Genomic DNA, 23,244 nt, shown 5'->3' with positions numbered 1-23,244 from the left:
AGATACGGCTGGGATCGGTCAAACGGGATGAAGCGGCTCATCGCGACACTCTACAGCCTTACCCCTTCACAGGGTACCCCAACCCGACAGGCTGCTAGATTATAGTTATGAGTCCGTTAAAATGCTAAGTGAATGGTTGGCAAAACATGTCGAATCAGTAAAACTAAACGAAGAAGAGAAAGAGAAAATAAAAAATAGTCAACCATTTCCGATAGCGATTCCAGAATCTGTCATTTCTTCTGTCACGAAATCGCTAGCATTCGATGTAGGTATTTACTTGGGAGAAGTTCTACGAAAAAAAAATCCGTGGGTGATCTGGAAACAAGTTTCAACGGGGAAAAGAAACTATTTTTATGGTCAAATGGTATTGGTTGGACTGGGTAAAGTAGATATTTGCCCTATGCATATAGTAGAAGTATTCTGTGTCGGCGTCAAGGAAGGAGAATATACCGATGGAAAGAGACTATTAAGCCTATTCAATATGTGGAGAGAGAAGGCGCAAAATAATAAACCTGCGGATGATGACGTATAAAACGCTTTATCATTTTAGGCGAGGTAATACTGGTACCGTACGTCAGAGCCTGATCCGAGAGTTCTTCAACTTATTGATTTTCAATGAGACCTGACCCGGGTCCTTAATAAGGAATTGATCTCGCCAGATGCTATCTCCGGCATAGTCGGGCGGGCGGTCAAGAAGATGGTCTGTCCTTTCTGTTTTTCGATCTGATGGGTTCCTCAACAGGACCACCACGACCTCGAGCGAGAGTTCCACCGATCAGGTCGGCAGCACTGTGGCGGCCAATGACAATGTCACCATGGTCTCGAGCGGGGATATGTCCGTGGCGGGCACTGTCGCAGGCGGCGGCAATGTCACGCTCCAGGCGGGTGGAAAGTTCACCGAAAACGCCCTGAAGGATACGGCCAACGCCTTCTATGAACAGAAATCGTCCGGGCTGTTCCTTGGCACCAGCGGGGCTTCGGCCAGGATCGGCTTTGGCAAGACGACCGATACCGACACCTATTCCCAGACCAGCTGGACCCCCAGCGAGATCGCATCGACCGGCGGCAACCTGAGCATTACGGCGAACGGGCCGGTCACGATCAACGGATCCGACCTCGGGGCTGCGAAGGATGCGACGGTCACGGGATCGTCGGTGTCATTCAATGCGCTTGAGGATGTCGCCACCCAGACCCAGACGCACAAGTCACTGTTCATCGGCGATACCACGGGGCTTAACCCGAACTCGGTCGTGGGACAGATGGTGGATATCGCCCTGTCCGCCTCCCAGGCGAGTGGCAAGGATAGTGGGAAGCTTGCGGCCCTGGATGGTGCGCAGGCGGCGATGACGGGCGTCTCGACCGGGGTCATGGCTAGCATGAAGGGCGGGATTACACAGGTGAAATGCCTGTCGAGCCTGTTCGAGGAAGGCAAGACCCCAAAAGGCAACATCGACCTGATTGCGGTGCAGTCGAATATCGGCTTTGACCTCGAGAAGTCGAGCACGACGCTGACGACGGGCACGGTGCAGGGTTCGACGGCGGTGGCGGGCAACACGCTGGCCGTGACCGCGACAGGCGGCGTGCCGACCGACAGCCAGTCGGGCAATATCGTGGCGACGGCGTCCCAGCTTTCGGGCCAGGACGTGACCCTGACCGCGCCGGGGCAGGTGACGCTGCAGGCGGGGTATGACACGACGCACGAGGTCGCCAGCTCGAAATCGATCGAGGCAAGCGTGGGGGCTTCGGCCAGCATCGGCACGAAAGGGGCCGGTGTCAGCATCGAGGGCGAATTCGGCGCCTCGAAGACCAACACCAATGCCGCGTCCAGCACGGCGGTGGACAGCACGGTCAGCGGCACGGACAACGTCACCATCGCCAACGCGACCGGCACGACAACCCTGAACGGGGCGGAGATCAGCGGCAAATCGATTGATGTCGCGACGAAAGACCTGACCATCACCACGGCGCAGGACACGTCGGGCTACAATTCGAAGACCACGGGCATTGACGCCAGCTTCTCGGTCCCGGTCTGGGGCGCGGGTGACATCGGGGGCAGCGCGAGTTCCAGTCACACGACCGTCAAGGACAGCTATGCCTCGACCGAGGCGACGCAGTCCGGGCTGTATGCGGGCAGTGGCGGTCTTGATGTCACGGCGAGCGGGACGACGACCCTGAACGGGGGCGTGATCGAAAGTACGGCGGCGGCCGCGCTCAACCAGCTGTCCACGGGGACGCTGGTGGCCAATGACATCGCCAACCATACCGACGCCACGGCGAAGACGATGGGCTACCAGGCCAACGTCATGAATCCCGAAGGGGCTACGGGCGGTGGCACAGGCAGCTTCGCCACCGCGATTGGCACGGGCATGGCGGCCAATGCCGGTGGCCTGCTGGGGGCCGCGACCCATCAGGACGCCAGTTCGGTCACGCAGTCGGCCATCGGCTCGAACGTGCAGATCGCAGCCGGCAGCACCAGTGGCGACCTCTCCCGCTCGCCCTCCACGTCCAGCCATCCGCTGACCAATACCTTTGACGCCCAGCAGATGCAGAACGACCTGCAGATCCAGCAGGTCGGATCGCAGGCCGTGGGACAGGTTGGGGGAATGGTTTCGGATAGCCTTGCAGCGTCAGGTCTGGATGCCTTCAAGGAAGGTGGATACGGCCGTGTGCTTATGGAGACAGCTGGAAACGCCGGTGTCGCCGCGCTGGGCCACGGCAGCATTGGCGGATCGGCTCTTGCCACGTCGGCGGCCGGGTTTGGAAACCTTGTCACCCTGCCAGCTGCTGCTGGTATCGCAGAAGCCATTGCGCCGAACGATCGTGACGCCCAATACGCCATAGCCAATACGATCGAAACGGCCGCCAGCGCGGGACTGGGGGCAGCCGGCGGAGCCGTGGGAGGAAACTCTTCTGTCGATGCGATCAGCGGTGCCGGGGCTGCCTCAAATGTTGCCCAGTATAATGCCAGCGCAGAGATGGCGATGCAGTATGCCGCAGGATTGGCAGTTAGTGCCGGAACTGCTGAAATACTCGCACCAGCCGCTGCGGCAGCTGTTCTCGTGGCAGGCGGATACGAAGTCTATAATTATGTTGCAGAACATCGTGACAATGTATCGATAAACGCTGTGCCTGCCGGGCCATCGTCTTCGACGACGATGGGGGATAGATCCAGTTCGTCTGCGCAGATGACTGCATCACCGGATGCGTCCGAGCCGACGATCCTGGTAACGCCATCCCCGGAGCAGACGAACGGATACACGGAAGAGTTTCCGATCCATGATCAGCAGGCTTCTGACCATGTCATTGCTGATCCTATCCATGACGATAAGACGTCCTTCGATCTCCCCGGATTTGAGGCGCAGGAGGCCTCCAAGCAGGATAATATCCTGGCCGACCCCATCCCGCGTCAGCTGACGGCTGCTGATCTGATATCGATGTCAACTACGACACTTGAAGATCTGGCTTCAGGGAAAGTGACTGTAGATGCGACATCAAGCAAGACGATCATTGTCGATAGTAAAGGGAATGCCTTAGTCGGCAATTGGTCTGCGACAAAAAAGTTAACGCCTCCTGAAAATGCGTTTGGTCATGCGGTGAAACATCGTTCTGAATTTCCCGCGTATTCGAGTGATTCCGAATATGTAGAAAGAGCACAAAACTCTGTCGCCAATCCACCAGATAATGTTCTTACAAAAACACGAGGCAACGGAGACATTTTGCTCTATGATCCAGAATCAAACACTTTCGCCGTAAAAACTGGTAGCGGAGTGCCGAAAATAATGTTTCGCCCAAATAATGTAATAGATTATTGGAACAGACAATGACAGAATTGCTACCGTGCCCATGTTGCAAATCATTGACGATTTCAGAGTATGGAGATTACGAAATATGCACTATCTGCGGATGGGAAGATGATCCTGTTCAGTCAGCAGATCCAGACTATGCCGGCGGCGCTAATGCTTTCAGCCTGAATCAGGCTAGGAAGGCGTGGCAAAATAAGCGGAAGTTAGATTTAATTTCATAGAGTATCCGTTGCGATCAAAGGAACTCTGGCATGCAAAGCTGATTTTTGCAGAGCAGCGCCTTTGCACGGACGACAAGCTTTCGCATAATTGCAGCGACGGTGCGTCTGTATCCTCTCTTGCCGATGAGCCTATTATAGACGCGCTCGAGGTTCGAGTTAAACCGGAAGGCGACAAGCGTGGGCATATAGCGTAGCGGAAATCTCGGCCAGCAACGCGCTGTTGCTGACCGCGACCAACGGGGATATCGTCAATGCGGGCGGGACGCTGTCGGGCGGCAGCGTGGCGCTGGCGGCGCTGAACGGCTCGGTCGTCAATGAGGACCAGCTCAATACCTTCATGGTCGATGGCGGGAAGGCGCAGTCTCTGGGCGCGCAGGGTACCATCACCTCGGGGGGCGATGCGCAGATCTATGCGGCGAAGGACATCACGTTTGATGGCAGGTCGCTCAGCGCGCTGGGCGATACCACGCTTGTGGCAGGGCAGGGGATCACGCTGGGTTCGGTTGCGGCGAGCGCGTCGCAGGACATCGAACAGCATGATTACAGCCACCGCGCGGCCGAGACGGAGAATTTCGGGGCGTCGATCAGCACGGGCGGGAACCTGACGGCGGCCGCCCTCGGCGGCGACCTCACCCTGGCGGGCGCCACGGTCGCGGCCGGGAAGTCGGCCACGCTGATGGCGACGGGCAACGTGAACCTCAACGCGGTCACCGACAGCCAGTCCTCCTATACCCGCACCGTCGAGCACGGCTTCCTGAACAAGACCACCACGACCTCAAGCGAGAGTTCCACCGACCAGGTCGGCAGCACGGTGGCGGCCAATGACAATGTCACCATGGTCTCGGGCAAGGACATGTCCGTGGCGGGTGCGGTTGCGGGCGGCGGCAACGTCGCGCTCCAGGCGGGTGGCAGTCTTACGGAGAATGCGCTCCAGAGTACGGCGCAGTCATATTACGATAAGGAAAGCAAAGGATTTTATTTTGATACTGACGGTGCCAAGGCTAGGGTTGGGTTCGGATCTTCCAAAGAAAGCGTTAGTGACAGCAGCACGACCTGGACTCCGAGCATGATTGCGGCGACTGGGGGCACCCTGTCTGCTACCGGCGGCGGCCCAGTAGTCATCAACGCTTCTGATCTTGTTGCCGCGAAGGATCTGAACGTAACCGGATCGTCTGTCCTGCTCAACGCGCTGTCTGATGTATCCAGCACGAAGCAGACCAGCGATTTCAAGTTCATTGGCGTGCAGGTCGGACTGTCGGATACCTCCCTTGTTGGACAGGCCGCCAATCTGGCCCTGTCGGCGGCCCAGACTGCCAGCGACAAGGACATGGCGACCCAGTCACTGGATGCCCTGTCAACTGCGGAGAGCGGCGTCAGTATCGGGAAGACTGTGGCCACGCTCGTGGATACCAAGCTGGCCGCGACAACATCAGACGTAACGAAATCCAACATAGAATTGGTAGGAGTACAGGCGGAAGTCGGCTTCGAGCATGACAGCAAGACATCCGAAACTATTTCGACCACGGCAAAGGGATCTGAAGCAGAAGCTGGCGATGGACTGACCATGACTGCGACCGGGGCGCAGCCTGCGACAGACAGCAATGCCGGGGATATTATCGCCACGGCCGCGAGCCTGTCAGGTGAGAGCGTCACGCTGGCGGCGCCGGGCAATATCCAGCTCCAGTCGGGACAGGACACCACGCATACGACTACCAGCCAGACGGCCCTGTCCGCTTTTATCGGGGCGACGGCCTCGCTGAACGCCAATCTGCAGTGGGGGGTCAGTGTTACGGGGCAACTCAGTGCCTCCCATTCCCACACGAATTCACAAAGCACGACACAGGTAGATACGACGGTCACGGGTGCGCAGAATGTGAGCATCGATAATGGGGCGGAGACGACTACGCTGGACGGGGCCAGGGTATCCGGTGGCTCCGTAGATGTGGCGGCGGGTAACCTGAATATTACCTCGGCACAGAATACGGCAAGCTATCTCAGCACGAATGAGAGCGCAGGCTTCAGCTTTGCCGTTCCCGTCTATGGCACGGGCGGGGAGATAGGTTTTTCGGTCAATGCCTCGGCAGGGGTTCTGTCTGACACTTACGCCTCGACGGAAGCCAGTGGCCGTTCCGGGCTTTATGCAGGTCAGGGCGGCCTTGATGTCGATGTTGCCCGCAGCACGACCCTCAATGCCGGCGTCATGGAAAGCACGGCGGCATCCGGCAATATGGTTACAACGGGTAGCCTGACGGCGAATGATGAACAGAATAAATCAGAATATGCCGACGCATACTGCCAGTATTTCATATGGAAATCTTGGTATTGGTGGAAATACAGGGCCAGACGATGGGTTACAAAATACGAAAAGAAAGACTTTTGATGGGGGTGCGAAAGTAAGTGGCTTTGCGGCACCAATCATTGGAGTGAATGTAGAAATTAATTCTGGATCTACATCAGGTGTCGTGTCCCGTGATCCATCAACTGCAAACCATGCGATCAGTAATGATTTTGATACGAATGAAGCGGGCGAGATTTTGTCCCTAACGAATAGTTTCGAAAAGTCGGTCAAGGCTGCGTACAAAGAGTCAAACGCGGTAAAGGCAATGCCAAGCAATAAAAATTTGACAGATCAAGAAAGGATAGAAAATGATAAAAAATAACAATGTTAAAAGATTGTTTTTTGCAATATCTTCGTCGCTTCTTCTTTTTGGTTGTGTGCGGCCTACGCCACCAAAAATACCATTAAATATAAATGAAGTATCATGGGCAAAGAAAAAAGGGAGCGCTTCTATTAAAGGATGTGTTAGTGGAGGATATTTTGAAAAATATCATAACTATCAAGTTCCTAATGGAACATATGATTCTTATCCAATAGAAAGTTCATATCACGATAACCCTTCTCGAAATTTTACAATAGACCTTCTTCCTGAAAATGATTATATGTATAATCTTTCAGAAAAAATGAAACATTACTACTTGTTGCATAGCTATCATACATTGAATGATCCCCGATGGGTTGAATCTTCGGTTATGCCATTTATTCCTCATATTTCGTGCCCTGCAGATGGTCCTAATACTTGCCCATCGAGAGGACATTTTAATTTTAATAATCTTCCTGCAGGAAACTGGTATATAGTGGCTGGATATAATGCAACCAAAGAAGACAATGCTGTGGCAGTTACCGTGCAAAAAATAACAACCATTGATGGGCAGACGGTTCCATTCGTTTCTTGGTTTGGGGTATTGAATAAAAACCAATGTACGCCTTGATTCATGAATTGAATCGCACCGGGATTGGCGGAGACCGAGGTATGTAAGTTACACGGCGATGGAGTAATACCAAGGGCTACTGTCTCTGACTCACCTGTGAAGTGACGCGAAGGGCCTGTTCTGATTCTGTCGTGAGAGGGAGGATCGGGAATGGTTGGTGCGATTGCCTTACGGACCGATTATACGGCTTCTGCGTTACGGCGTCTGGCCTCTCGTATGCGGGATGCGAATGTTGCACGGCGCCGTTTGTCTCTGGCTGTGGTGCGCGACGGTGCCAGCCGGGGCGAAGCGGCGCGGATCGGCGGCATGGACCGACAAACCCTGCGGGACTGGGTGCACCGGTTCAATGCTGCGGGGCCGGATGGCTTGCACGATCAGTGGCGCAACGGGTCGGTCTGCCGCCTGACAGCGGACCAACTGGCAGAATTATCGGCGCTGGTCACGACAGGGCGGGACTGTCAGGAATTTCGTGTTTGGGCGCTTGACGCGAAAGAAAGAGTAGCATCACATGGCCCGACGCAGGAAGCTCGTTATTCCTGACGATATTGTCGGTCAGGTTCTGGTTGGCTATTAAGTCCGTAGTATGTTGGTATTATTTATAATGCGGGTATTGATATACGTTCTCATGACCGTTATTTGGAGAGTGTGGCTACAGCAATCCTGCACTAGATCTGACGTCTGATATGACCAAAATCTGCAGGATCACTGGAATTATTCTCTTTCGTGGCGACACGGACCATTTCTCTGGTTGGCTGGCCTGATGCAGAAATCCGTTGCCCATCGCTACCTCTGAGAATGGCAGTTATCAGGGGTAGAAGGTGTACTAGGGCCTGTTAGGTCTTGAATAACAGAACGGACTATATAGCTGTTTATGATGAACATGATGCAGTCTATTTTTTCCGATCAGACTTGGTCCGTCTGGGAGACTTTGATCGAAGAAGTTCGTCCGAAGGGGAAAATGCCACCGGAAAACCTTCGACAGGCGATATCCGCGATTTTTTGGTGTCATCAGAACGGCGCGAGGTAGCGCGTTCTGCCATCGGAGTTTGGCTCTTGGCGGGCTGCCACACAGCTGTTTATTCGTTGGTGGAAGCGTGGGGTGTGGCAGCGCCCTGCCTGATGATCAGCCATACCCACCGATGTATGCGGTTCGCGATCGTGGGTATGCCTCGCACGAATTCCTTGAAGTTCTGACGATCCTGAAGCCGCCATTTCCGAAATGGGCTTACAGGCCCCGGCATCTGGTCGAAACCTATGGGCAAGGGTTAAGGAATGGCGGTCTGGCGCAAGTCGATGCCGGAAAAAAGCAGCATCTTTTTCTCCGTCATGCTTGCTACTGTAAGGTCAGAAGTGACCATAATTTATCAAGGTATAATAAAAACTCACCCGGTAGTTGCGTAAGTGAAAATAAAACATTCACACAGTAATCTGGATCGCTTCCGCATCGGCCCGCGCGTGTGTTCCTAATAACGCTGTTACCCTATAAATTTCCTGCCACGCAGGATGATTTTTGGATAAATATACCGGACTGGCCAATTCGCGAGCCACACGTCCGATATCCGCCGGAATAGCATCACAGTTATTGCGTAAATCTTGATAGCCGCCCAATGGAAAGCGGTGCGTAGACAGCTTTGCCTGCGCCACACAAACTCCAGTGCCATCCCAGGAACGAACGGCAATCCATAGCTGGGTTTGAACGATTGATTGGTAAATATCGTGTCGCTTTAGGAAATCAACATCTGGATATTCAGATAGAAGAGAGTGAATCATTCTTATTCGGGAAATGAGTTCGAACTTCGATCCAACGGTTGCAATGTGCGACATAATATATCCATCGGTTACTGAGAAACAGGAAGTTGGCAGGAAGATAATTATTATTCAAGATATTCGCCCTATTTTTACGAAAGTTTTTCCAAATTAATGGCTTCTAAGCGACTGAAAATGAGATTTTCCATCTCTGCGGCATTGGTAGCTTTGCTCGCTGTTGGCATAACAAATATTATGGGATTTACAAGTTTGATTGTTCGGGAAGGCAACCAATGATACTTGCGATTAGCGGACAGCAAGATACCCCGTCTCGCCGCGTGACAAGGTAATCATGCCAAAACGCATGGGCATATCCAATTGGAATCCTTGTCATGGACAGACCGCCTCATATATAATCCCATTCTATGGTCAATATATGAGGCAACCTGTCATGTCCGAGACCACGTTTCTCTACTGACGCCTACGATCCGTCCGGACTGATCGCGGCCGAACGGCTGAGTAGCATGCTGCATATCACTCGTGGCGAACTGGCTGCCACCCTGGGCCTGTCCCGCGACGCCGTCTCCAAAAGTGCCCGCCTCGGCCGCCCCACCACCCAGGCGAGGCTGCGCGACATGGTCGAGATCCTCAATCGTGTCCGGCCATGGGCGGGCTCAGCCCAACAGGCTTTCGCATGGTATCGGTCACAGCCCCTGCCCTCCTTCGGTGATCAGACTGTCGAGGCGCTCGTTCGGGAAAGATACGCCGACGCCGTCCGGCGCGCTATCTCGATCGGATTGCAACCGGCGGTTACGCGCGAGGTTTACCGGACGGGTGTTCCGGGCTCATAATCCCCGCTGGTCTTTCACCCCACTGTCAGGCGACGGTGCGGCGCTTCATGGAGGCCGGTTCAACCTGGACGGCACACCTGCCCTTTACACATCTCTGCGGATGGAGACTGCCTGGCTCGAGGCCCAGCAAGGCTTCCCGTTCAAGCCTCAGCCCTTGACCATCTGTGGCTATGACGTCGATAGCGAACCCGTCCTCGATCTGACCGACCCGTCCAATCTTGATAATCGCGGTTTCTCCTCCCCTGCCCCTGGGAAGATCTTGCCGATCAGGGCAAGATGCCGCCCTCGTGGGAACTCGCAAAAATGCTCACAGCCAATGGTGTGGCTGGCATCATCGTCCCGAGTTTTGCCCCCGGAGCAATGGAAAATGACAGGAAGCTGGTCTTCTGGCAGTGGTCAGACAGTCTACCCTCCCGCGTAACCGTCATCGACGATGAAAAGCGTTTGCCAGCAACCGCAACGTCATGGTCGTAAACCGAGAATAAATGAAGGACTTGCGACGATATTAGTCGGTTAAAAGTCCCAACGGAAGCCATTGGGACCATTACGTCACGTCGATCACCAACCATAACAACGGGCGCCCCTCTTTTTGAAGAGCGACAAACAACCAAGCGGCAATTATGCATTCCGTCCTGTAAATGCGTTCATATGAGCCTGAATTTCGAGAGATGCCTCTCCAACGGTCGACGGGTACGTTTGAGCAGTCGTCATCGCCGCGACGCGCTTGTTGTGAAGCGCGAGATCAGCGCCAGCGGTTGGCAATTGTCTAGCTGCCTGCGCCAGACTGATCTGAAGGCTGTTTAAAGGCTCTTTGACGGCATCAATCGAATCACGCATCGAATAAGACGTTGAAGCCTGAACGCTGCTTGGACCTTGATTGTCAGGTGTTTTAAGAAGCTCATCAAGAAAGTCCGGCGCTGCCTGGTCACGTTTGGTTAGAGAACGAATACCAAATAGTTTTCTAAGTGTCGCTATTATTGTCGTATGATCGTAAGGGGTATTGCCTTGTGGCCTGAATACGTGACCCGGCTTTACATATGGTGAGATGATTATTGCAGGGACACGGACACCGAAGTAATCAAAATTAAAACCATCTTGATGTTTATCGTCGGGTGATACTGCTGCTGGTGGAGTCACATGATCATAACATCCTCCGTGTTCATCGTAGGTAATGATTAAAAGTGTCTTATCCCATAAGGGACCATTGCGAACCGCATTATAGACCGATGCAATGAGTTCCTCCCCGTATACGACATCGTGCGCCGGATGCTGGTCATTGGGCATCTTTCTCAAAATGGGGTGAGCAAAATATCGCGGCTCGATGAAACTATACGCGGGTAAAGTCCCTTTTCTCGCATCATTCTCAAACTCCTCAAAATATTTGAAATTCGAGAGCGAGAATTCCCAAAGAGAGGACAAAGTCGTCGATTGCGCAAAGTCATGAAAATATATTTTCCAATCCTTATGAACCTCCCTTAATCTGTTGAATACGGTGGGCATTTCAAACGGGAGCTTGTCCGGATAGTTATTGACCCATCCACCAGACGTGCCCGTATGCGCAAAGATACGGTTTGGCCATGTCTGACATGGCGCAGATGCATGCCAACGGTCTGAAATGCCGAATTCCCGACCCAGCGTCGTCAATACAGGTAGCTGATCGGGGGTGAAGAAATGCATGACTGACTCAGGACTATGCGAACCCGGGCGATCAGGCTGGGCCATATAATTATCTACGAATCCTGACATGTCTGGTAATTTCGAAGCCAAGCTGCCCTTTTCCTGGCGTCCATGAATCTGTTCGTAAATGTCTTTAAATGATTCACCGGGATCAGGATCTGGAATGCGCACCACCTGACGGTCGGTTCCGTCCGTAGTCCACACGGCTATCGATTCGACGGAGCCGTCCGGATGATGCCAGGGATTAGTCTCCGTTCCCGTTAGTCGGTCGATCGGATCGGTGGACGATGGCGACTGTCCAAACATACTATCGAATGACCGATTTTCTAGCATTAATACAACTACGTGCTCAATACCCATTGATTTCCACTCCTTTTATTTTTTACACCATTTAATAAGTCATATATCAGAAAGTTATTTTCTTTTATCTTGTAAATCATACAAATCTCCCGGACCTGAAACCCACGTCTCAGTCATTGATCAAGTCCCAGTTCCCAATGATCACGGGCTGACTGCCCCGCCCAACAGAATGCCAAAAGCCCCCGAATATTGTTACAGTACCAGCTATACTCATACACTAGTTTGTGGGAACTCCGCTAATCCCCTTTTTTTAAACGGGTGACACAAGAGAATGTAGAGAACAAGCCTGCAGTTTCTGTACAGACACTAGCTCGGCATATCCGCGTTGCCCTTCTCCCAACAGTATATCCCGCGTGGCGACGCCACGTAACCCCTGATGGTTAGAGACAGAGATCCAGTCGCAGAAACTGGCCATGACCAAATCGGGTCCCACACCGATGACGCCTCCTTGAGGCACGTTTTCATATCCAATCAATAGGGTAACGGCTTCAGACCCTTTACTCTTCCTTCGGCTCGACTGCGGATGTACCATGACATTCTAAATGTCTGACCGAGACGCCTCTTCTTCCTCGTCTTCACCCGTTGCGTCCATCGGGAGAGACCGCATGTCAGGAAAACAGCAGATGGACGGTCAGCATACGTCCACATCTGGTGCCGTTTAGAGCTGTCCGATGCATCCGGACATCAGGGAAGCGCATCCTGGCAAATGCCCGATATGCGGTATGACACTTCAGCCGATGAGCAGCCCCGATACTATGGAACCAAAGAAGGGAATGGGCCACGACCAGGCGATTCATGATATGGCCTGCCATGATCAGAACCGCCATGCGCCCCAGACCGCTGCCTGGCCGCCTACTGGTGGCCACACGATCTGGACATGCCCCATGCGTCCGCAGATCCGGCAGGACCATCCTGGAAACTGCGCGCTTTGCGGCATTGCGCTGGAGGCGGAGGAACCGACCGAACAGCCTGACGACAATTCGGAGCTGAAGGACTTCACGCACCGCCTGATCGTGGCCCCCGCTCTTGCCATCCCACTCACGGTCGTCACCAATGCGCTTAGGCTCGGCGCCCTACGGACCCGCACCATGCTGGTTCCATATAGTTGGTCCGCTATCTCCCTCATCTAAGACGCGCCGCCGCCCGTCTAACCTGCTCGGGAGCGGACGTTCGTGGTCTTAGTCCATCGCATCTCTTCCGACGAAACCTTCGATCCAGCGTCTCGTCAGGTAGACCATGAAGCTTTGCACGAGTTCCGCACGCGTGGGCGCGTGGCATATGTCAGGCGCACGACGTGGAGCGACATCTCCTCGGTACGCCAGTCGCGCACGGTCTCAACGACACGGCCGTCCGCCCATCTCTCGTGTCCCATGAAGCCGTGATCGCCGTGCCCCGCGCTGTAGGATGTCAGCCACGGTGCTCGGGCAAGCCATACACGCGGCTACTCGATGTCTTCCGACCTCGTCCATACAGTCGGCAAGCGCTTCGCCAAGGCGCACCTTAAAAGTGCCCAGCTACGGTGTGTCGTCAGTTAAGCAGGATCATGATTGAGGCGAACTGCACGGCTGCAAGGAATGTTGACTTCAGTTTATCGTAGCGGGTTGCGATAGCGCGAAACTGCTTGAGTTTATTGAAAATAACCTCTCAACAAGGTTTCGTTCGCTGTAAAGGGAAAAATCGGTTTTCCGTCGTGTTGTTCTGTTGCGTTTTGGCGGGATGACCAGGGTAATCCCGCGCTGTATCAGCCGATCGATCAACCTGTCCGCGTCATACGCCTTGTCAGCAAGGAAAGCATCCGGGTCGATGTTTTCCAGAAGCGGTTCCGCCTGGGTGATATCTGCGTCCTGTCCCGGTGTGATGCCGAGTTCCACCGGATTGCCCAGAGCGTCGCAGATGGCATGGATCTTTGTAGTCAACCCGCCTCGTGATCGTCCGATGGCCTGATCCGTGCCCCTTTTTTGAGAGCTCCGGCACTATGCTGATGCGCCCGGACAATTGTGCTGTCGATCATCATGTATTCGTTGTCGTGATCAGCGGCCAGATAACGAAATATCCGTTCGATGACACCGCTTTCACACCAGCGGCGCAGACGCCGGTGCACGTTTTTCCAGTCCCCGAAACGGGCAGGAAGGTCGCGCCATGGAATGCCCGCGCGATAGCGATACAGTACCGCCTCCACGAACAGACGGTTGTTCGCCGCAGTGCCGCCGACATAACCCTCACGACCGGGGAGAAGATCCTTTATCCGCTCCCACTGGTCATCGCGTAAACCATAGCGCCGCATCCCTCTGTCTCCCCCAAAACTGGGAAAACAGTCAGCACACGCAGCCATAAAGTACAACCCACACGTGCCACATTCAGGGCTTAACTGACGACACGCCGTAAAATAGATGCTTCGAAGGTCAGGGTTATGCCGCATGGCAACCAGAGTAGGCATGTACAGAGCGTTTCTGACATGAATCCGACCAACCCGAATAAAGCTTTTACCCTGCCACTTTCCTCACTGCCTGGTCTGCGAGCCCAACAACCTGTCCATTTCCCAGTGTTCCCAGTTCGGGAATATCGACCCTGCCCCCTGAAATGCCCTCGATTTGAAGTAAGGTCTGTCCATAAGAGACAGACGATGAAGAAAGCACGTTTCACACAGGAGCGGATCATCGGGATCCTGAAGGAGCATCAGGTGGGCGCGACGGCTGCGGATCTGTGCCGCAGGCACGGGATCAGCGACGCGACCTTCTACACCTGGCGGTCGAAATACGGCGGCATGGAAGTGTCGGAAGCGCGTCGGCTGACGGCTCTTGAAGAAGAGAACGCGAAGCTGAAGCGGCTCCTGGCGGAGAGCGTAATGGACGTCTCGACGCTGAAGGCCTGCTGGCAAAAAACTCGTGACGCCCGGTTTGCGGCGGGACGCCGTGGCCTGCGCGATCCGGGAGAAAGACTATTCGCAGCGACGGGCCTGCCGGCTTATTGGTATGGATCCGAAGACCTGGCGCTATGCGTCACGCCGCTCGGATGATGCCACAGTGCGGGGGCGGCTGCGTGAACAGGCTGCAGAGCGACGACGATTTGGCTATCGGCGCCTGCAGATCCTGCTCGACAGGGAGGGGCTGGTGATGAACCACAAGAAGCTGTTCCGGCTGTATCGCGAGGAAGGGCTGTCAGTCCGTAAGCATGGCGGCCGTAAACGGGCGATGGGCACGCGCTCGCCGATGATGCTGCCCGACGGGCCAAACCAGCGATGGAGCCTGGACTTCGTCTCGGACGCGCTGAACAACGGACGACGCTTCCGTGTGCTGACAGTGGTGGACGACTACACGCGAGAGTGCCTGGCGCTGGTAGCGGATACGTCGCTGTCAGGCGAACGGCTCGGCCGCGAACTCGACCGGATCGGGGAACAGCGCGGCTTTCCCATGATGATCGTCCGTGACAACCGCACCGAGATGACCTCGAACGCGATCGAGGCCTGGCAGGAAAAACGGTCGGTGCTGTGGCACTACATCGCACCAGGCAATCCGCAGCAGAACGGGTTCATCGAGAGCTTCAACCGCCGGTTCCGTGACGAATGCCTCAACGAGCACCTGTTCCGCAACCTCGCCCACGCCCGTTCGGTCATCAAGGGCTTGCGGCCTGACCACAATGCCGTCAGGCCCCACACCAGCCTCGGGGGCATGACCCCAGAGGCTTTCGCTCAACACACCGACAAGGCATACAGCAACCCACAGACCCTAACTTAAAACTGAGGGCACGCTCGGGGTAGGGTCACTTCAGGCCCAGATGATCCCGATAGCGGCGAAAGCAGGCCGCGCCACATTCCAGCCGCATCAGGGCGCCTTCGGCGATGGCCGGGGCACGACGCGAATCTTCCGCGATGAGCGGGCTGATAACCTCTGCATTCCATGTTGCGGAATGGCGCACATCCAGCACGGCATGCAGGTCGAAATAATGCCGGTCATCGGGCTGCACGCCCAATCGTTTCAGCCCTGCCGCGACCATGGCCGCCCTACCCGGCGCGGTCAGTTCGATCACGCCCAACGCGCCGACCGCGTGAAACGCCAGATGCCGGCGGCAGGCCAGACCGGACATGGTGTTGGCTAGGGCCAGCGACTGCCACACCGTCGTCTCCGATTGGGACCGCAGCCCGAGGGCATGGACCAAATGCGCCAGCATCGGACCGTGCATGCCGGCTTCCCGGCCATGACCCATTTCGTCCCAGTAATTGCGCGCCAATTCCAACTTGGGGCGCGTTGGCATACGGACCTGGACCAGTGCCGTCAGGTCCTCGAAACCCGCTTCCCCTGCGGCTTCCTGTTCAAGGAACCAGCACATGGCCTCACGGGATGCATCATGCGCCAGCCAGGGGAAAAGGCTGTCGTGCTGGCCGGGACCGGTCTGTTCCAGTTCCTCGAACCATGCGAGGAAAGCCGCGGGCTCCCGGGGAGCCTGGGCGGCGATCGGTGCGACCTGTTCGCGCAGGGAGCGCAGAAAACCCGCTTCCTCCGCCAGCAGACGGGGCAGATCCAGTCCCGCCGCACCGTCCTCCTCGGGCAGGCACGGCGTCAGCCTTAGACGATTGAGCCCGGCCAGTGCCAGATGGAGTTCCCGCTGCGCCCGGTCGCTACTCTTGCCCGTCAGGATATTGTTCATTGACACCATTCCTCTCCTGCTATCGCCGTGTCACGGTCAGGCAGATCACCGCGATCCGCTCCGCCGTGGATAGCGGACCATTCTCCAGCTCCTCACCAAAGACATCCGGATCGAGCTCAGTGGCCGCCCACGTAAACTCCCGGCCATCCAGCAGGGCCACCACATCGCGCAGGAAGGGATTGTCCCCATTGATGATTGCGGTCCCGGTATAGAGCAGCAACGTCCCGCCGGGCGTCAGCCGCTCCATGGCCGTTCTGACAATCGCCAGTGACAGGCCCGCCCCCAGCCTGCCGCCGCCATCTCGGTACAGTCTGCAACCGGGATCGGGCAGATAGGGTGGGTTGGAGATGATCAGGTCGAATGCACCCGAAAGCCCCGACAGGAGATCGCCCTGCCACGCCATGATGCCGCCGACGCCGGCAAGACCAACGTTGATCCGCGCCAGCCGCAATGCGTCGGGGTTGATATCGACCATCACCACTTCGGTTGACGGGCAGACCTGTGCAATCATGATCGCGCCAAGTCCCGTGCCGCAGCCAATGTCCACTGCCCGCACGGGCGGCGGGGCGGAGCGCAGGTGGGCCGCCAGCACCGCGCCGAACCGGTAGCTGTCGGGGCCGAAGAACACCGCATCCGCCGCCACGGTGGGAAAGGCGGAATGGAAGAACCCGTTGCCCCCCAGCGTGGAGAACCGGAACCGGCTGCGCCAGGCCCCGTTATCAGCGACAAGCATCCCTGCTTCCGTCGCCTGCGCAAAGAGGGACACGGGCAGCGCATCACGCCGGAAGGGCCGGCTCCAGCCAAAGATATCGACGGGGTTCGCCGCCCACCCATTACCCGGTCGCGCGTTGACGCGGCGCTGGGTCTCTGGCGTGGGGCAGACAAACCTGTAGCCTGATCGCAACAGCGTGATCCCCACCTGTTGCATTGCGTGATCCCGAACTGCCGCGGGGAAGATAGGATTGTCCATGATGAAGCCCCAACGCAGCACGAATTACGCCTGTTCCCACCATGCTGGCAACGCCTGCAGCTTTGGTGCGATGGAACGGCTTCCGAAGCCGGTATTGTGTATACCCCTTGTCCTGCAGTGGCTATGGCTGGGGCTACGCTATCGCAGCCTGACGCTGCCATCGGTGGTCAATCCGGCGATCGAGACCGGGGGACTGGCAGGCGAATCAAAAGCAGCCTGCCTGGCCCGGATCGGTCAGGCGCATGCGCCATGGGTCGCCCGTACCGTCCTCGTCTCCCCCGCTGACATCCCGGCGGCAGCGTCCATGGCGCGGACACTGGGCTACCCGCTGGTTGCCAAGCCCGATATCGGCTGGTGCGGCCATGGCGTGCGACGGATCGATGTCGTAGATGGGCTGACGGCCTACATCGCGGCCTTCCCCCCCGACGCCAGCTTCCTCTTGCAGGAATTCGTGCCCGGCCCCTTTGAGGCCGGACTGTTCTACAGCCGTGGCCCGACCGAAGCCCATGGCCGCCTTATCGGTCTCGCCATCCGGCATTCCCCACAGGTCACGGGCGACGGCGTGCGTTCCATCGCGGCCCTGATGGCCGCCGACCCACGGCTGTGCTCGCGGATCGGGCATTACCGGCGCGCCCTTTCCACCAGAGGGATTGACCATGTTCCGATGCGTGGCGAATGCGTCATCCTTGGCACGGTCGCGTCCCTGCGGGTGGGCGGCCGCTATGAGGATGCCATGCGGCTCAATACCCCTGCCCTTGAAGACCGTGTCGATGCCATAGCCCGCTCCATGCACGGCTTCCATTTCGGTCGCCTGGACGTACGTTTTGGCAGCGAGGCGGCCCTGCAACGCGGAGAGTTCCGGATTATCGAAATCAACGGCGCCGGATCCGAAGCCATCCAGTTCTGGGACCCGACGATGCGCCTGCGGGATGCCTATCGTGGCGTGTTCGCCAAGCAGGCGGCCCTGTTCGCGCTGGCGGCCCGGATGCGGGCCGATGGCGCGGTCCCGATCAGCGCAATGGCGCTGGCCACGGCATGGTGGCGGCAACTCAGGCTGATGCGGCGCTATCCTTCGTCCAATTAGTTCATATGTGCAGCCCGGATCATGATCTGGAAACAGGCTCCGCATCTGTATGACCCTGATCGGCGCTGTCATGCCATGATACGTGGTTCCACCGCCTCACCCCTTCTGCAATCGGGGAAGCAGGCGTTCCAGTCGCAGCCTCCCCCGGCTGTCCGTCAGCCGCCAGGCTGCCAGGTAGGCCGCGGCTGTCGCGCCGATCAGGTTGCCACTGACGATAAGTGACATCAGCAGGACCTGGTACCTTGAGGCTGCCAAGGGGTTCATCCCCGCCAGGATCTGCCCTGTCATGATTCCGGGCATGGTAATGATCCCGGCGGCCGCCATCTGGTTCAGCGTCGGCAGCAGGGCCGTCCGGATGGCCTGGCGAATCAGGCCGTTCATTGCCTGCGCGCGGGTCGCGCCGAGAATGATCCGCGCCTCGATGGCCTGCCGTTCGCGCGTGATGGCGGACAGGAGTGTATTCATCGACAGGCTTGTTGCATTCATGACATTGCCCAGCAGCAGGCCCGTCAGGGGAATGGCCGTGCGGGCCACATACCACGGGTGGGGCTGGAGGCCGGTCAACAGCCCGATCAGCACCACGATGACCGTCCCTGTTACCGTGGAGGCACCCGCGATCCCGAAATGCCACCACAGACCAAGGCGGACCTGCTGGCGTGACCCGGCTTCCCGGGCGGCGGCGGTGAACATGAAGGCCAGCAGCCCGATGGTCAGCCACACGGAGGCATGACCAAACACGAACAAAAGCACACTGCCGACAAGCGCAAGCTGTACCGCCATGCGCACGGCGGAAACCAGCAGCACCCGCTGCAACCCCAGCGACAGCAGGAACGACAGCGCGCTGCCGATGGCGATCAGGGCAGCGGCCACCAGCATGTCCCCGGTCGTCAGCACTATGGGTGTCATGGCGCGATTTCTTCCATGTGTCCCCGTGCCATCCGGAACCGCGTCCCGGCCATGCGCCCCGCCTGCCCCATGTCGTGCGAGACCAGGACAATGGCCGTCCCCTGCGCCCTTGCCTCCTGAAGAACGGCTTCAACCCTGTCCGTCGTGGCGGCATCCAGCGCCGAACAGGGTTCATCAAGCAGCAGGACACGGGGATGCAGCAGCAGGGCGCGGATCAGGGACAGCCGCTGGCGTTCCCCCGTGGACAGGCGTGACAGCGGCGAGCGCAGGCAGTCTTCCCGCAGGCCAAGGCGCGCGACCAGCGCGCGCACCGCGTCCGTATCCACCATGTGGTCCAGCACGATATCGGACCACCACGCAGGTTCCGCCGGGACATATTGCACCAGGCGGCGCCACTGCGCCGCAGGCATGCCCGAGCAGGCCTGTCCATCGATGCGTGCATCGCCTTCATGCGGGTCAAGATCCGCGATCATGCGCAGCAGTACCGACTTCCCGCTGCCTGATGACCCGGTGATCGCCACGCACGCCCCCGCCGGGACAGTGAATGCAAACGGGCCACCATGGACGCTGCGCAAGGCCAGTACCTCCAGCGCCACAGGCCTGGCCTGATCTGTCGCTACAGTCATCCATCCTCCTGAACAGCCATCCCTGCCCGTTCGCGCGAAGACATCAGCCACGTTGCGTCCAGTCCCGGGCCTTTTCCCATATCTGAATTTCTCGATATGAGGAAATATTATATCCTCGCCGGACATGGCGACCGGCATCGCGCCGGTGTGCATGGCCCGGGCTACGGTCCATTTATGGACAGGTCCCGGCGACAGGACGGCCTGCCCCCGCGCCAGCCCGATGAAACCGGCCAACGCTGTAGGCGTTGGGAACCCTGCCTGTTTGCCCATAATCGGATATTACCATGATGCTGGATCGCCGTTCCTTTCTGGCATTGTCCGGACGAACGACGCCGGCGGCCATGATCCCGCGCCGGGGCCGTGGCGCTGGCCCCGTCATGGGTGGAAAAGCGGACCATACGCTGCGGATCGCCACGGGACAGGTCGAACTTGCCCCCGGGCGCATCATTTCAACCACGCTTTATAATGGCCAGTTTCCCGGCCCCCTGCTGCGGCTTGAGGAAAGCAGGCTCAGCGTGATCGACATCTTCAATGATACCGATACGCCGGAACTGGTGCATTGGCATGGCCGGGGGCGATCTCAACCGTGGTACCTATACCGGGCAGGTCGGGCTGGTCTATATCGAGCCGAAGGATAATCCTGGCGCCCATGACCGCGAGATATTCCTTGTGCTGAAGGAATTCGCGCCATTCTTCAGCCGTGGCGGCGACATGGCGGTGGGTGCGCTTGCGGGCGACCCGGTAGCCGAACTCCAGCGGCTGGGAAAGGGCGCCGACGCGGTCGCCACGCAAGGGACGAAGGGGTTCGAGGTCGGCTACAGGTCATTCACGATCAACGGCCCATTCAATAAGGTGGCGTATAAGCTGGTGCTGCCGGATAGGGCGCCGTCGGGTAAGCAGGCACGACCGGCACGACCGGTACAGGCATCGCCACGCCTGTAGTGGCAGCAACCACGCCCGCGATCAGTCCGGTTACCGCCGCCACAAGCAGGTACTGCGCTCCGGACTGCATCCAGTAATAGCCTGATGGCGGTGCCCACAGGCCATGGTAGCGCCGCCAGTCACGGCCCCGCCACTGCCACGACGGTCATGACCGCCATGCCCCCATGGCGGATCCGCACGGGCCGTCGCACTGGTCAGGATCAGGCAGGCTGACAGGATGGCGGCCGGAAATCGATCTATCATGGTGCCTCCATCGGCAAGCAGGGTAAGGAACACAGGCTCTCATGGCTTATGCATGAACGTACGCCCCCCCCCCCGCGCCAGGACAGGGATTGACATTATTTTATATATCCACAATCAAAGATATATGGATATGGAATCGGCCCTTGCCGCGCTCAGCGCCCTGTCCCAGTCCACGCGGCTGGCTATCTTCCGCCTGCTTGTGCGCCATGAACCGGACGGCCTGCCCGCCGGAGATGTCGCTCGCCATCTTGATATGCCGCAGAACACGATCTCGACCCACCTCGCGATCCTGACACGTGCCGGCCTGCTGAGCGCGCAACGCCACAGTCGGCAGATCGTCTATCGCGCCTGTCTTTCTCGCCTGCAGGACCTGATGCTCTTCCTCGTCAGGGACTGCTGTGCGGGCAGTCCCGAACTCTGTGCGCCCCTGATCGCGACCCTGTCCTCCTGCTGTCCGTCCCCCGAATCCTGCTCATGACCATCACGATCTATCACAACCCGGCCTGCGGCACGTCGCGCAATGTGCTGGCACTGATCCGCAACAGCGGCGAGGAGCCTCGCATTATCGAGTATCTGAAAACGCCTCCCAATCGTGCGGAACTGGTCGATCTGATTGCCCTTATGGGCGTTCCGGTGCGCTCGGTCCTGCGGGAAAAGGACACGCCCTTTCACGAACTTGGCCTCGATAATCCGGCCCTGAGCGATGACGCGCTGATCGATGCCATAATCGCACACCCAATCTTGATGAACCGACCGATCGTCGTCACCCCGCTCGGCGTTGCGCTCTGCCGTCCGTCCGAGACGGTTCTGGACATCCTGCCCAACCCACAGCAGGGCGCATTCGTCAAAGCGGACAACGAGAAAACCGTCGATGAATCCGGAAAGCGGATCGTCTGATGCTGGCGCTTCTGATTTTCGTTGTCACGCTGGTTTTTGTCATCTGGCAGCCTCGGGGGCTGGGCATCGGCTGGAGCGCAATGGCAGGTGCCGCCGTGGCTCTGGCGGCTGGTGTGATCCACTGGCACGACATTCCGGTCATCTGGCACATCGTCTGGGACGCGACCTTCACCTTTATCGCGCTGATCGTTATCTCGCTGTTGCTGGACGAGGCCGGGTTCTTCCATTGGGCCGCCCTGCACGCGGTGCGTTGGGGCAAAGGGCGAGGCCAGACGCTATTCCCGCTGATCGTGGTGCTGGGAGCGGCCATTGCAGCGGTTTTCGCCAATGACGGCGCGGCCCTGCTGCTCACGCCCATTGTCATCGCCATCCTCACTCAGCTCCGCCTGAGCCATACTGCAGCCCTGGCCTTCATCATAGCGACCGGCTTCGTCGCGGACACCACCAGCCTGCCGCTGGTCATCTCCAATCTGGTGAACATCGTCAGCGCCAATTTCTTTGGCATTGCGTTCGATCGCTATGCCACGATCATGGTCCCTGTCGATCTGGTAGCACTTGGTGCAACGCTGGCCGTCTTGTGGCTGTGGTACCGGCGGCAGGTGCCTGCGACCTATCCCGTCGCCGAACTGCCCGCACCTGCCACGGCCATTCGTGACCCTCATGTATTCCGGGCGGCATTTCCGCTGCTAGCCCTGGTTCTGGCGGCCTATTTCCTGACCGCGCCGTTTCATATCCCGGTCTGTGTCGTAGCCTGCCTGGCTGCTGCAATCCTGCTGCTCGTCGCCGGATATGGCCGGGTGATCTCTGTTCGCAAGGTGCTGCGGGGTGCTCCGTGGCAGATCGTGATCTTCTCCCTAGCAGCCTGTCGGGTTGGGCATTTTGCGGCTGATAACGCCGAGGCTGACCCGGCTTATGCTGCCTGAAGCCGTGCCATTCTTTTGCAGTTGTATGCGAGAGCGACGAGGGTCCATTCAGTCGTGACTTTTGCAAGGCCACGCAGACTG

22 protein-coding genes and 5 pseudogenes are annotated in these 23,244 nt (G+C 57.6%); 20 read left to right on the top strand and 7 right to left on the bottom strand.

Annotation, left to right across the window (positions count from 1 at the left end; all coding sequences use genetic code 11):
- The first annotated feature begins 121 nt into the window (after positions 1-121).
- The 8 genes and pseudogenes from CDI09_RS17910 to CDI09_RS15395 all read left to right on the top strand — a co-directional run.
- Complete coding sequence (locus CDI09_RS17910; RefSeq protein ID WP_146220919.1) at positions 122-532, top strand: hypothetical protein; 411 nt, start codon at positions 122-124, stop codon at positions 530-532.
- A gap of 226 nt (positions 533-758) precedes the next feature.
- Positions 759-1,298 (top strand): annotated as a pseudogene (locus tag CDI09_RS18900) (hemagglutinin repeat-containing protein); the annotation flags it as partial.
- A gap of 45 nt (positions 1,299-1,343) precedes the next feature.
- On the top strand, positions 1,344-3,824 hold the full coding sequence (locus CDI09_RS18665) for a hemagglutinin repeat-containing protein (RefSeq protein WP_306415907.1): 2,481 nt from the start codon (positions 1,344-1,346) through the stop codon (positions 3,822-3,824).
- Positions 3,821-4,024, top strand: a complete 204-nt coding sequence (locus CDI09_RS19020; RefSeq protein ID WP_110571417.1) for a CPCC family cysteine-rich protein — start codon at positions 3,821-3,823, stop codon at positions 4,022-4,024. Before CDI09_RS18665 ends, CDI09_RS19020 begins: the two co-directional genes overlap by 4 nt.
- A gap of 220 nt (positions 4,025-4,244) precedes the next feature.
- Positions 4,245-6,404, top strand: a complete 2,160-nt coding sequence (locus CDI09_RS15400; protein ID WP_110571416.1) for a hemagglutinin repeat-containing protein — start codon at positions 4,245-4,247, stop codon at positions 6,402-6,404.
- A gap of 43 nt (positions 6,405-6,447) precedes the next feature.
- Positions 6,448-6,684: a hypothetical protein gene (locus CDI09_RS18300; protein ID WP_170120505.1), complete on the top strand. Its 237-nt coding sequence runs from the start codon at positions 6,448-6,450 to the stop codon at positions 6,682-6,684.
- Positions 6,671-7,294 carry a peptidase associated/transthyretin-like domain-containing protein gene (locus CDI09_RS17900; protein WP_146220917.1) on the top strand — a complete coding sequence of 208 codons (624 nt, stop codon included), beginning with the start codon at positions 6,671-6,673 and terminating at the stop codon, positions 7,292-7,294. The genes CDI09_RS18300 and CDI09_RS17900 overlap by 14 nt, the downstream gene beginning before the upstream one ends.
- Before the next feature lie 150 nt (positions 7,295-7,444).
- Positions 7,445-7,756, top strand: a pseudogene (locus CDI09_RS15395) (helix-turn-helix domain-containing protein); the annotation flags it as partial.
- Between the two features lie 954 nt (positions 7,757-8,710).
- Here the strand turns inward: CDI09_RS15395 and CDI09_RS17895 are convergent.
- Positions 8,711-9,118: a hypothetical protein gene (locus CDI09_RS17895; RefSeq protein WP_146220916.1), complete on the bottom strand. Its 408-nt coding sequence runs from the start codon at positions 9,116-9,118 to the stop codon at positions 8,711-8,713.
- Between the two features lie 446 nt (positions 9,119-9,564).
- Between CDI09_RS17895 and CDI09_RS15380 the strand changes: the two genes are divergently transcribed.
- The 3 genes and pseudogenes from CDI09_RS15380 (at position 9,565) to CDI09_RS18655 (ending at position 10,365) form a co-directional block, all read left to right on the top strand.
- Complete coding sequence (locus CDI09_RS15380; RefSeq protein WP_231289964.1) at positions 9,565-9,891, top strand: XRE family transcriptional regulator; 327 nt, start codon at positions 9,565-9,567, stop codon at positions 9,889-9,891.
- A pseudogene (locus CDI09_RS18660) lies at positions 9,875-10,078 on the top strand (RES family NAD+ phosphorylase); the annotation flags it as partial. The gene CDI09_RS15380 and the pseudogene CDI09_RS18660, both read left to right, overlap by 17 nt.
- A gap of 116 nt (positions 10,079-10,194) precedes the next feature.
- On the top strand, positions 10,195-10,365 hold the full coding sequence (locus CDI09_RS18655; protein ID WP_242407805.1) for a hypothetical protein: 171 nt from the start codon (positions 10,195-10,197) through the stop codon (positions 10,363-10,365).
- Positions 10,366-10,509: 144 nt separating this feature from the next.
- Here the strand turns inward: CDI09_RS18655 and CDI09_RS15370 are convergent, their stop codons facing one another.
- Positions 10,510-11,928 carry an alkaline phosphatase family protein gene (locus tag CDI09_RS15370; protein ID WP_010509887.1) on the bottom strand — a complete coding sequence of 473 codons (1,419 nt, stop codon included), beginning with the start codon at positions 11,926-11,928 and terminating at the stop codon, positions 10,510-10,512.
- 800 nt (positions 11,929-12,728) lie between these two features.
- Here CDI09_RS15370 and CDI09_RS15365 point away from each other — a divergent pair.
- Positions 12,729-13,058 (top strand): heavy metal-binding domain-containing protein, encoded by a 330-nt coding sequence (locus CDI09_RS15365; protein ID WP_133251178.1) that lies wholly within the window; start codon positions 12,729-12,731, stop codon positions 13,056-13,058.
- Between the two features lie 397 nt (positions 13,059-13,455).
- Here CDI09_RS15365 and CDI09_RS15360 read toward each other — a convergent pair.
- Positions 13,456-14,212 (bottom strand): annotated as a pseudogene (locus tag CDI09_RS15360) (IS5 family transposase).
- Positions 14,213-14,551: 339 nt separating this feature from the next.
- Here CDI09_RS15360 and CDI09_RS15355 point away from each other — a divergent pair.
- A protein-coding gene (locus tag CDI09_RS15355) for an IS3 family transposase (RefSeq protein WP_095666531.1) occupies positions 14,552-15,662 on the top strand; the annotation gives its coding sequence in 2 pieces (ribosomal slippage) (positions 14,552-14,799 and positions 14,798-15,662; 1,113 coding nt in all).
- A 25-nt stretch (positions 15,663-15,687) separates the two neighbouring features.
- Here the strand turns inward: CDI09_RS15355 and CDI09_RS15350 are convergent.
- Together CDI09_RS15350 and CDI09_RS15345 are read right to left on the bottom strand one after the other, a co-directional pair.
- The gene (locus tag CDI09_RS15350; protein ID WP_010509894.1) at positions 15,688-16,572 is read right to left on the bottom strand and encodes an iron-containing redox enzyme family protein; all 885 of its coding nucleotides are present in this window, start codon (positions 16,570-16,572) and stop codon (positions 15,688-15,690) included.
- Between the two features lie 19 nt (positions 16,573-16,591).
- Positions 16,592-17,500, bottom strand: a complete 909-nt coding sequence (locus tag CDI09_RS15345) for a methyltransferase (RefSeq protein ID WP_010509896.1) — start codon at positions 17,498-17,500, stop codon at positions 16,592-16,594.
- A gap of 40 nt (positions 17,501-17,540) precedes the next feature.
- Here CDI09_RS15345 and CDI09_RS15340 point away from each other — a divergent pair, with 40 nt between their 5' ends.
- A complete protein-coding gene (locus tag CDI09_RS15340; protein ID WP_010509898.1) occupies positions 17,541-18,626 on the top strand; it encodes an ATP-grasp domain-containing protein in 1,086 nt (361 codons plus the stop codon).
- Between the two features lie 96 nt (positions 18,627-18,722).
- Here the strand turns inward: CDI09_RS15340 and CDI09_RS15335 are convergent, their stop codons facing one another.
- Entirely contained in the window at positions 18,723-19,532 is an 810-nt protein-coding gene (locus tag CDI09_RS15335) for an ABC transporter permease (protein ID WP_010509899.1), read from the bottom strand.
- Positions 19,529-20,158: an ABC transporter ATP-binding protein gene (locus CDI09_RS15330; protein WP_025440182.1), complete on the bottom strand. Its 630-nt coding sequence runs from the start codon at positions 20,156-20,158 to the stop codon at positions 19,529-19,531. The genes CDI09_RS15335 and CDI09_RS15330 overlap by 4 nt, the downstream gene beginning before the upstream one ends.
- 284 nt (positions 20,159-20,442) lie before the next feature.
- Here CDI09_RS15330 and CDI09_RS18645 point away from each other — a divergent pair, with 284 nt between their 5' ends.
- The 6 genes and pseudogenes from CDI09_RS18645 to CDI09_RS15300 form a co-directional block, all read left to right on the top strand.
- Entirely contained in the window at positions 20,443-20,796 is a 354-nt protein-coding gene (locus CDI09_RS18645; RefSeq protein ID WP_231289981.1) for a multicopper oxidase domain-containing protein, read from the top strand.
- Entirely contained in the window at positions 20,723-21,100 is a 378-nt protein-coding gene (locus CDI09_RS18640) for a multicopper oxidase (protein ID WP_010509905.1), read from the top strand. The genes CDI09_RS18645 and CDI09_RS18640 overlap by 74 nt, the downstream gene beginning before the upstream one ends.
- An 84-nt stretch (positions 21,101-21,184) precedes the next feature.
- Positions 21,185-21,313 carry a hypothetical protein gene (locus CDI09_RS18890; protein WP_258911761.1) on the top strand — a complete coding sequence of 43 codons (129 nt, stop codon included), beginning with the start codon at positions 21,185-21,187 and terminating at the stop codon, positions 21,311-21,313.
- Between the two features lie 154 nt (positions 21,314-21,467).
- The gene (locus CDI09_RS15310) at positions 21,468-21,821 is read left to right on the top strand and encodes an ArsR/SmtB family transcription factor (protein ID WP_025440180.1); all 354 of its coding nucleotides are present in this window, start codon (positions 21,468-21,470) and stop codon (positions 21,819-21,821) included.
- Positions 21,818-22,240, top strand: coding sequence for an arsenate reductase (glutaredoxin) (gene arsC, locus CDI09_RS15305; RefSeq protein WP_025440179.1), 423 nt, complete (start codon positions 21,818-21,820; stop codon positions 22,238-22,240). The genes CDI09_RS15310 and arsC overlap by 4 nt, the downstream gene beginning before the upstream one ends.
- Positions 22,240-23,097 (top strand): annotated as a pseudogene (locus CDI09_RS15300) (ArsB/NhaD family transporter); the annotation flags it as partial. The gene arsC and the pseudogene CDI09_RS15300, both read left to right, overlap by 1 nt.
- Between the last annotated feature and the right edge of the window lie 147 nt (positions 23,098-23,244).

Origin of the sequence: Komagataeibacter nataicola (assembly GCF_003207795.1) — a bacterium.
Taxonomy (GTDB): Bacteria; Pseudomonadota; Alphaproteobacteria; order Acetobacterales; family Acetobacteraceae; genus Komagataeibacter; species Komagataeibacter nataicola.
Note: the sequence above shows the minus strand (reverse complement) of the source record. Positions and strands in the feature narration are given on the sequence as shown.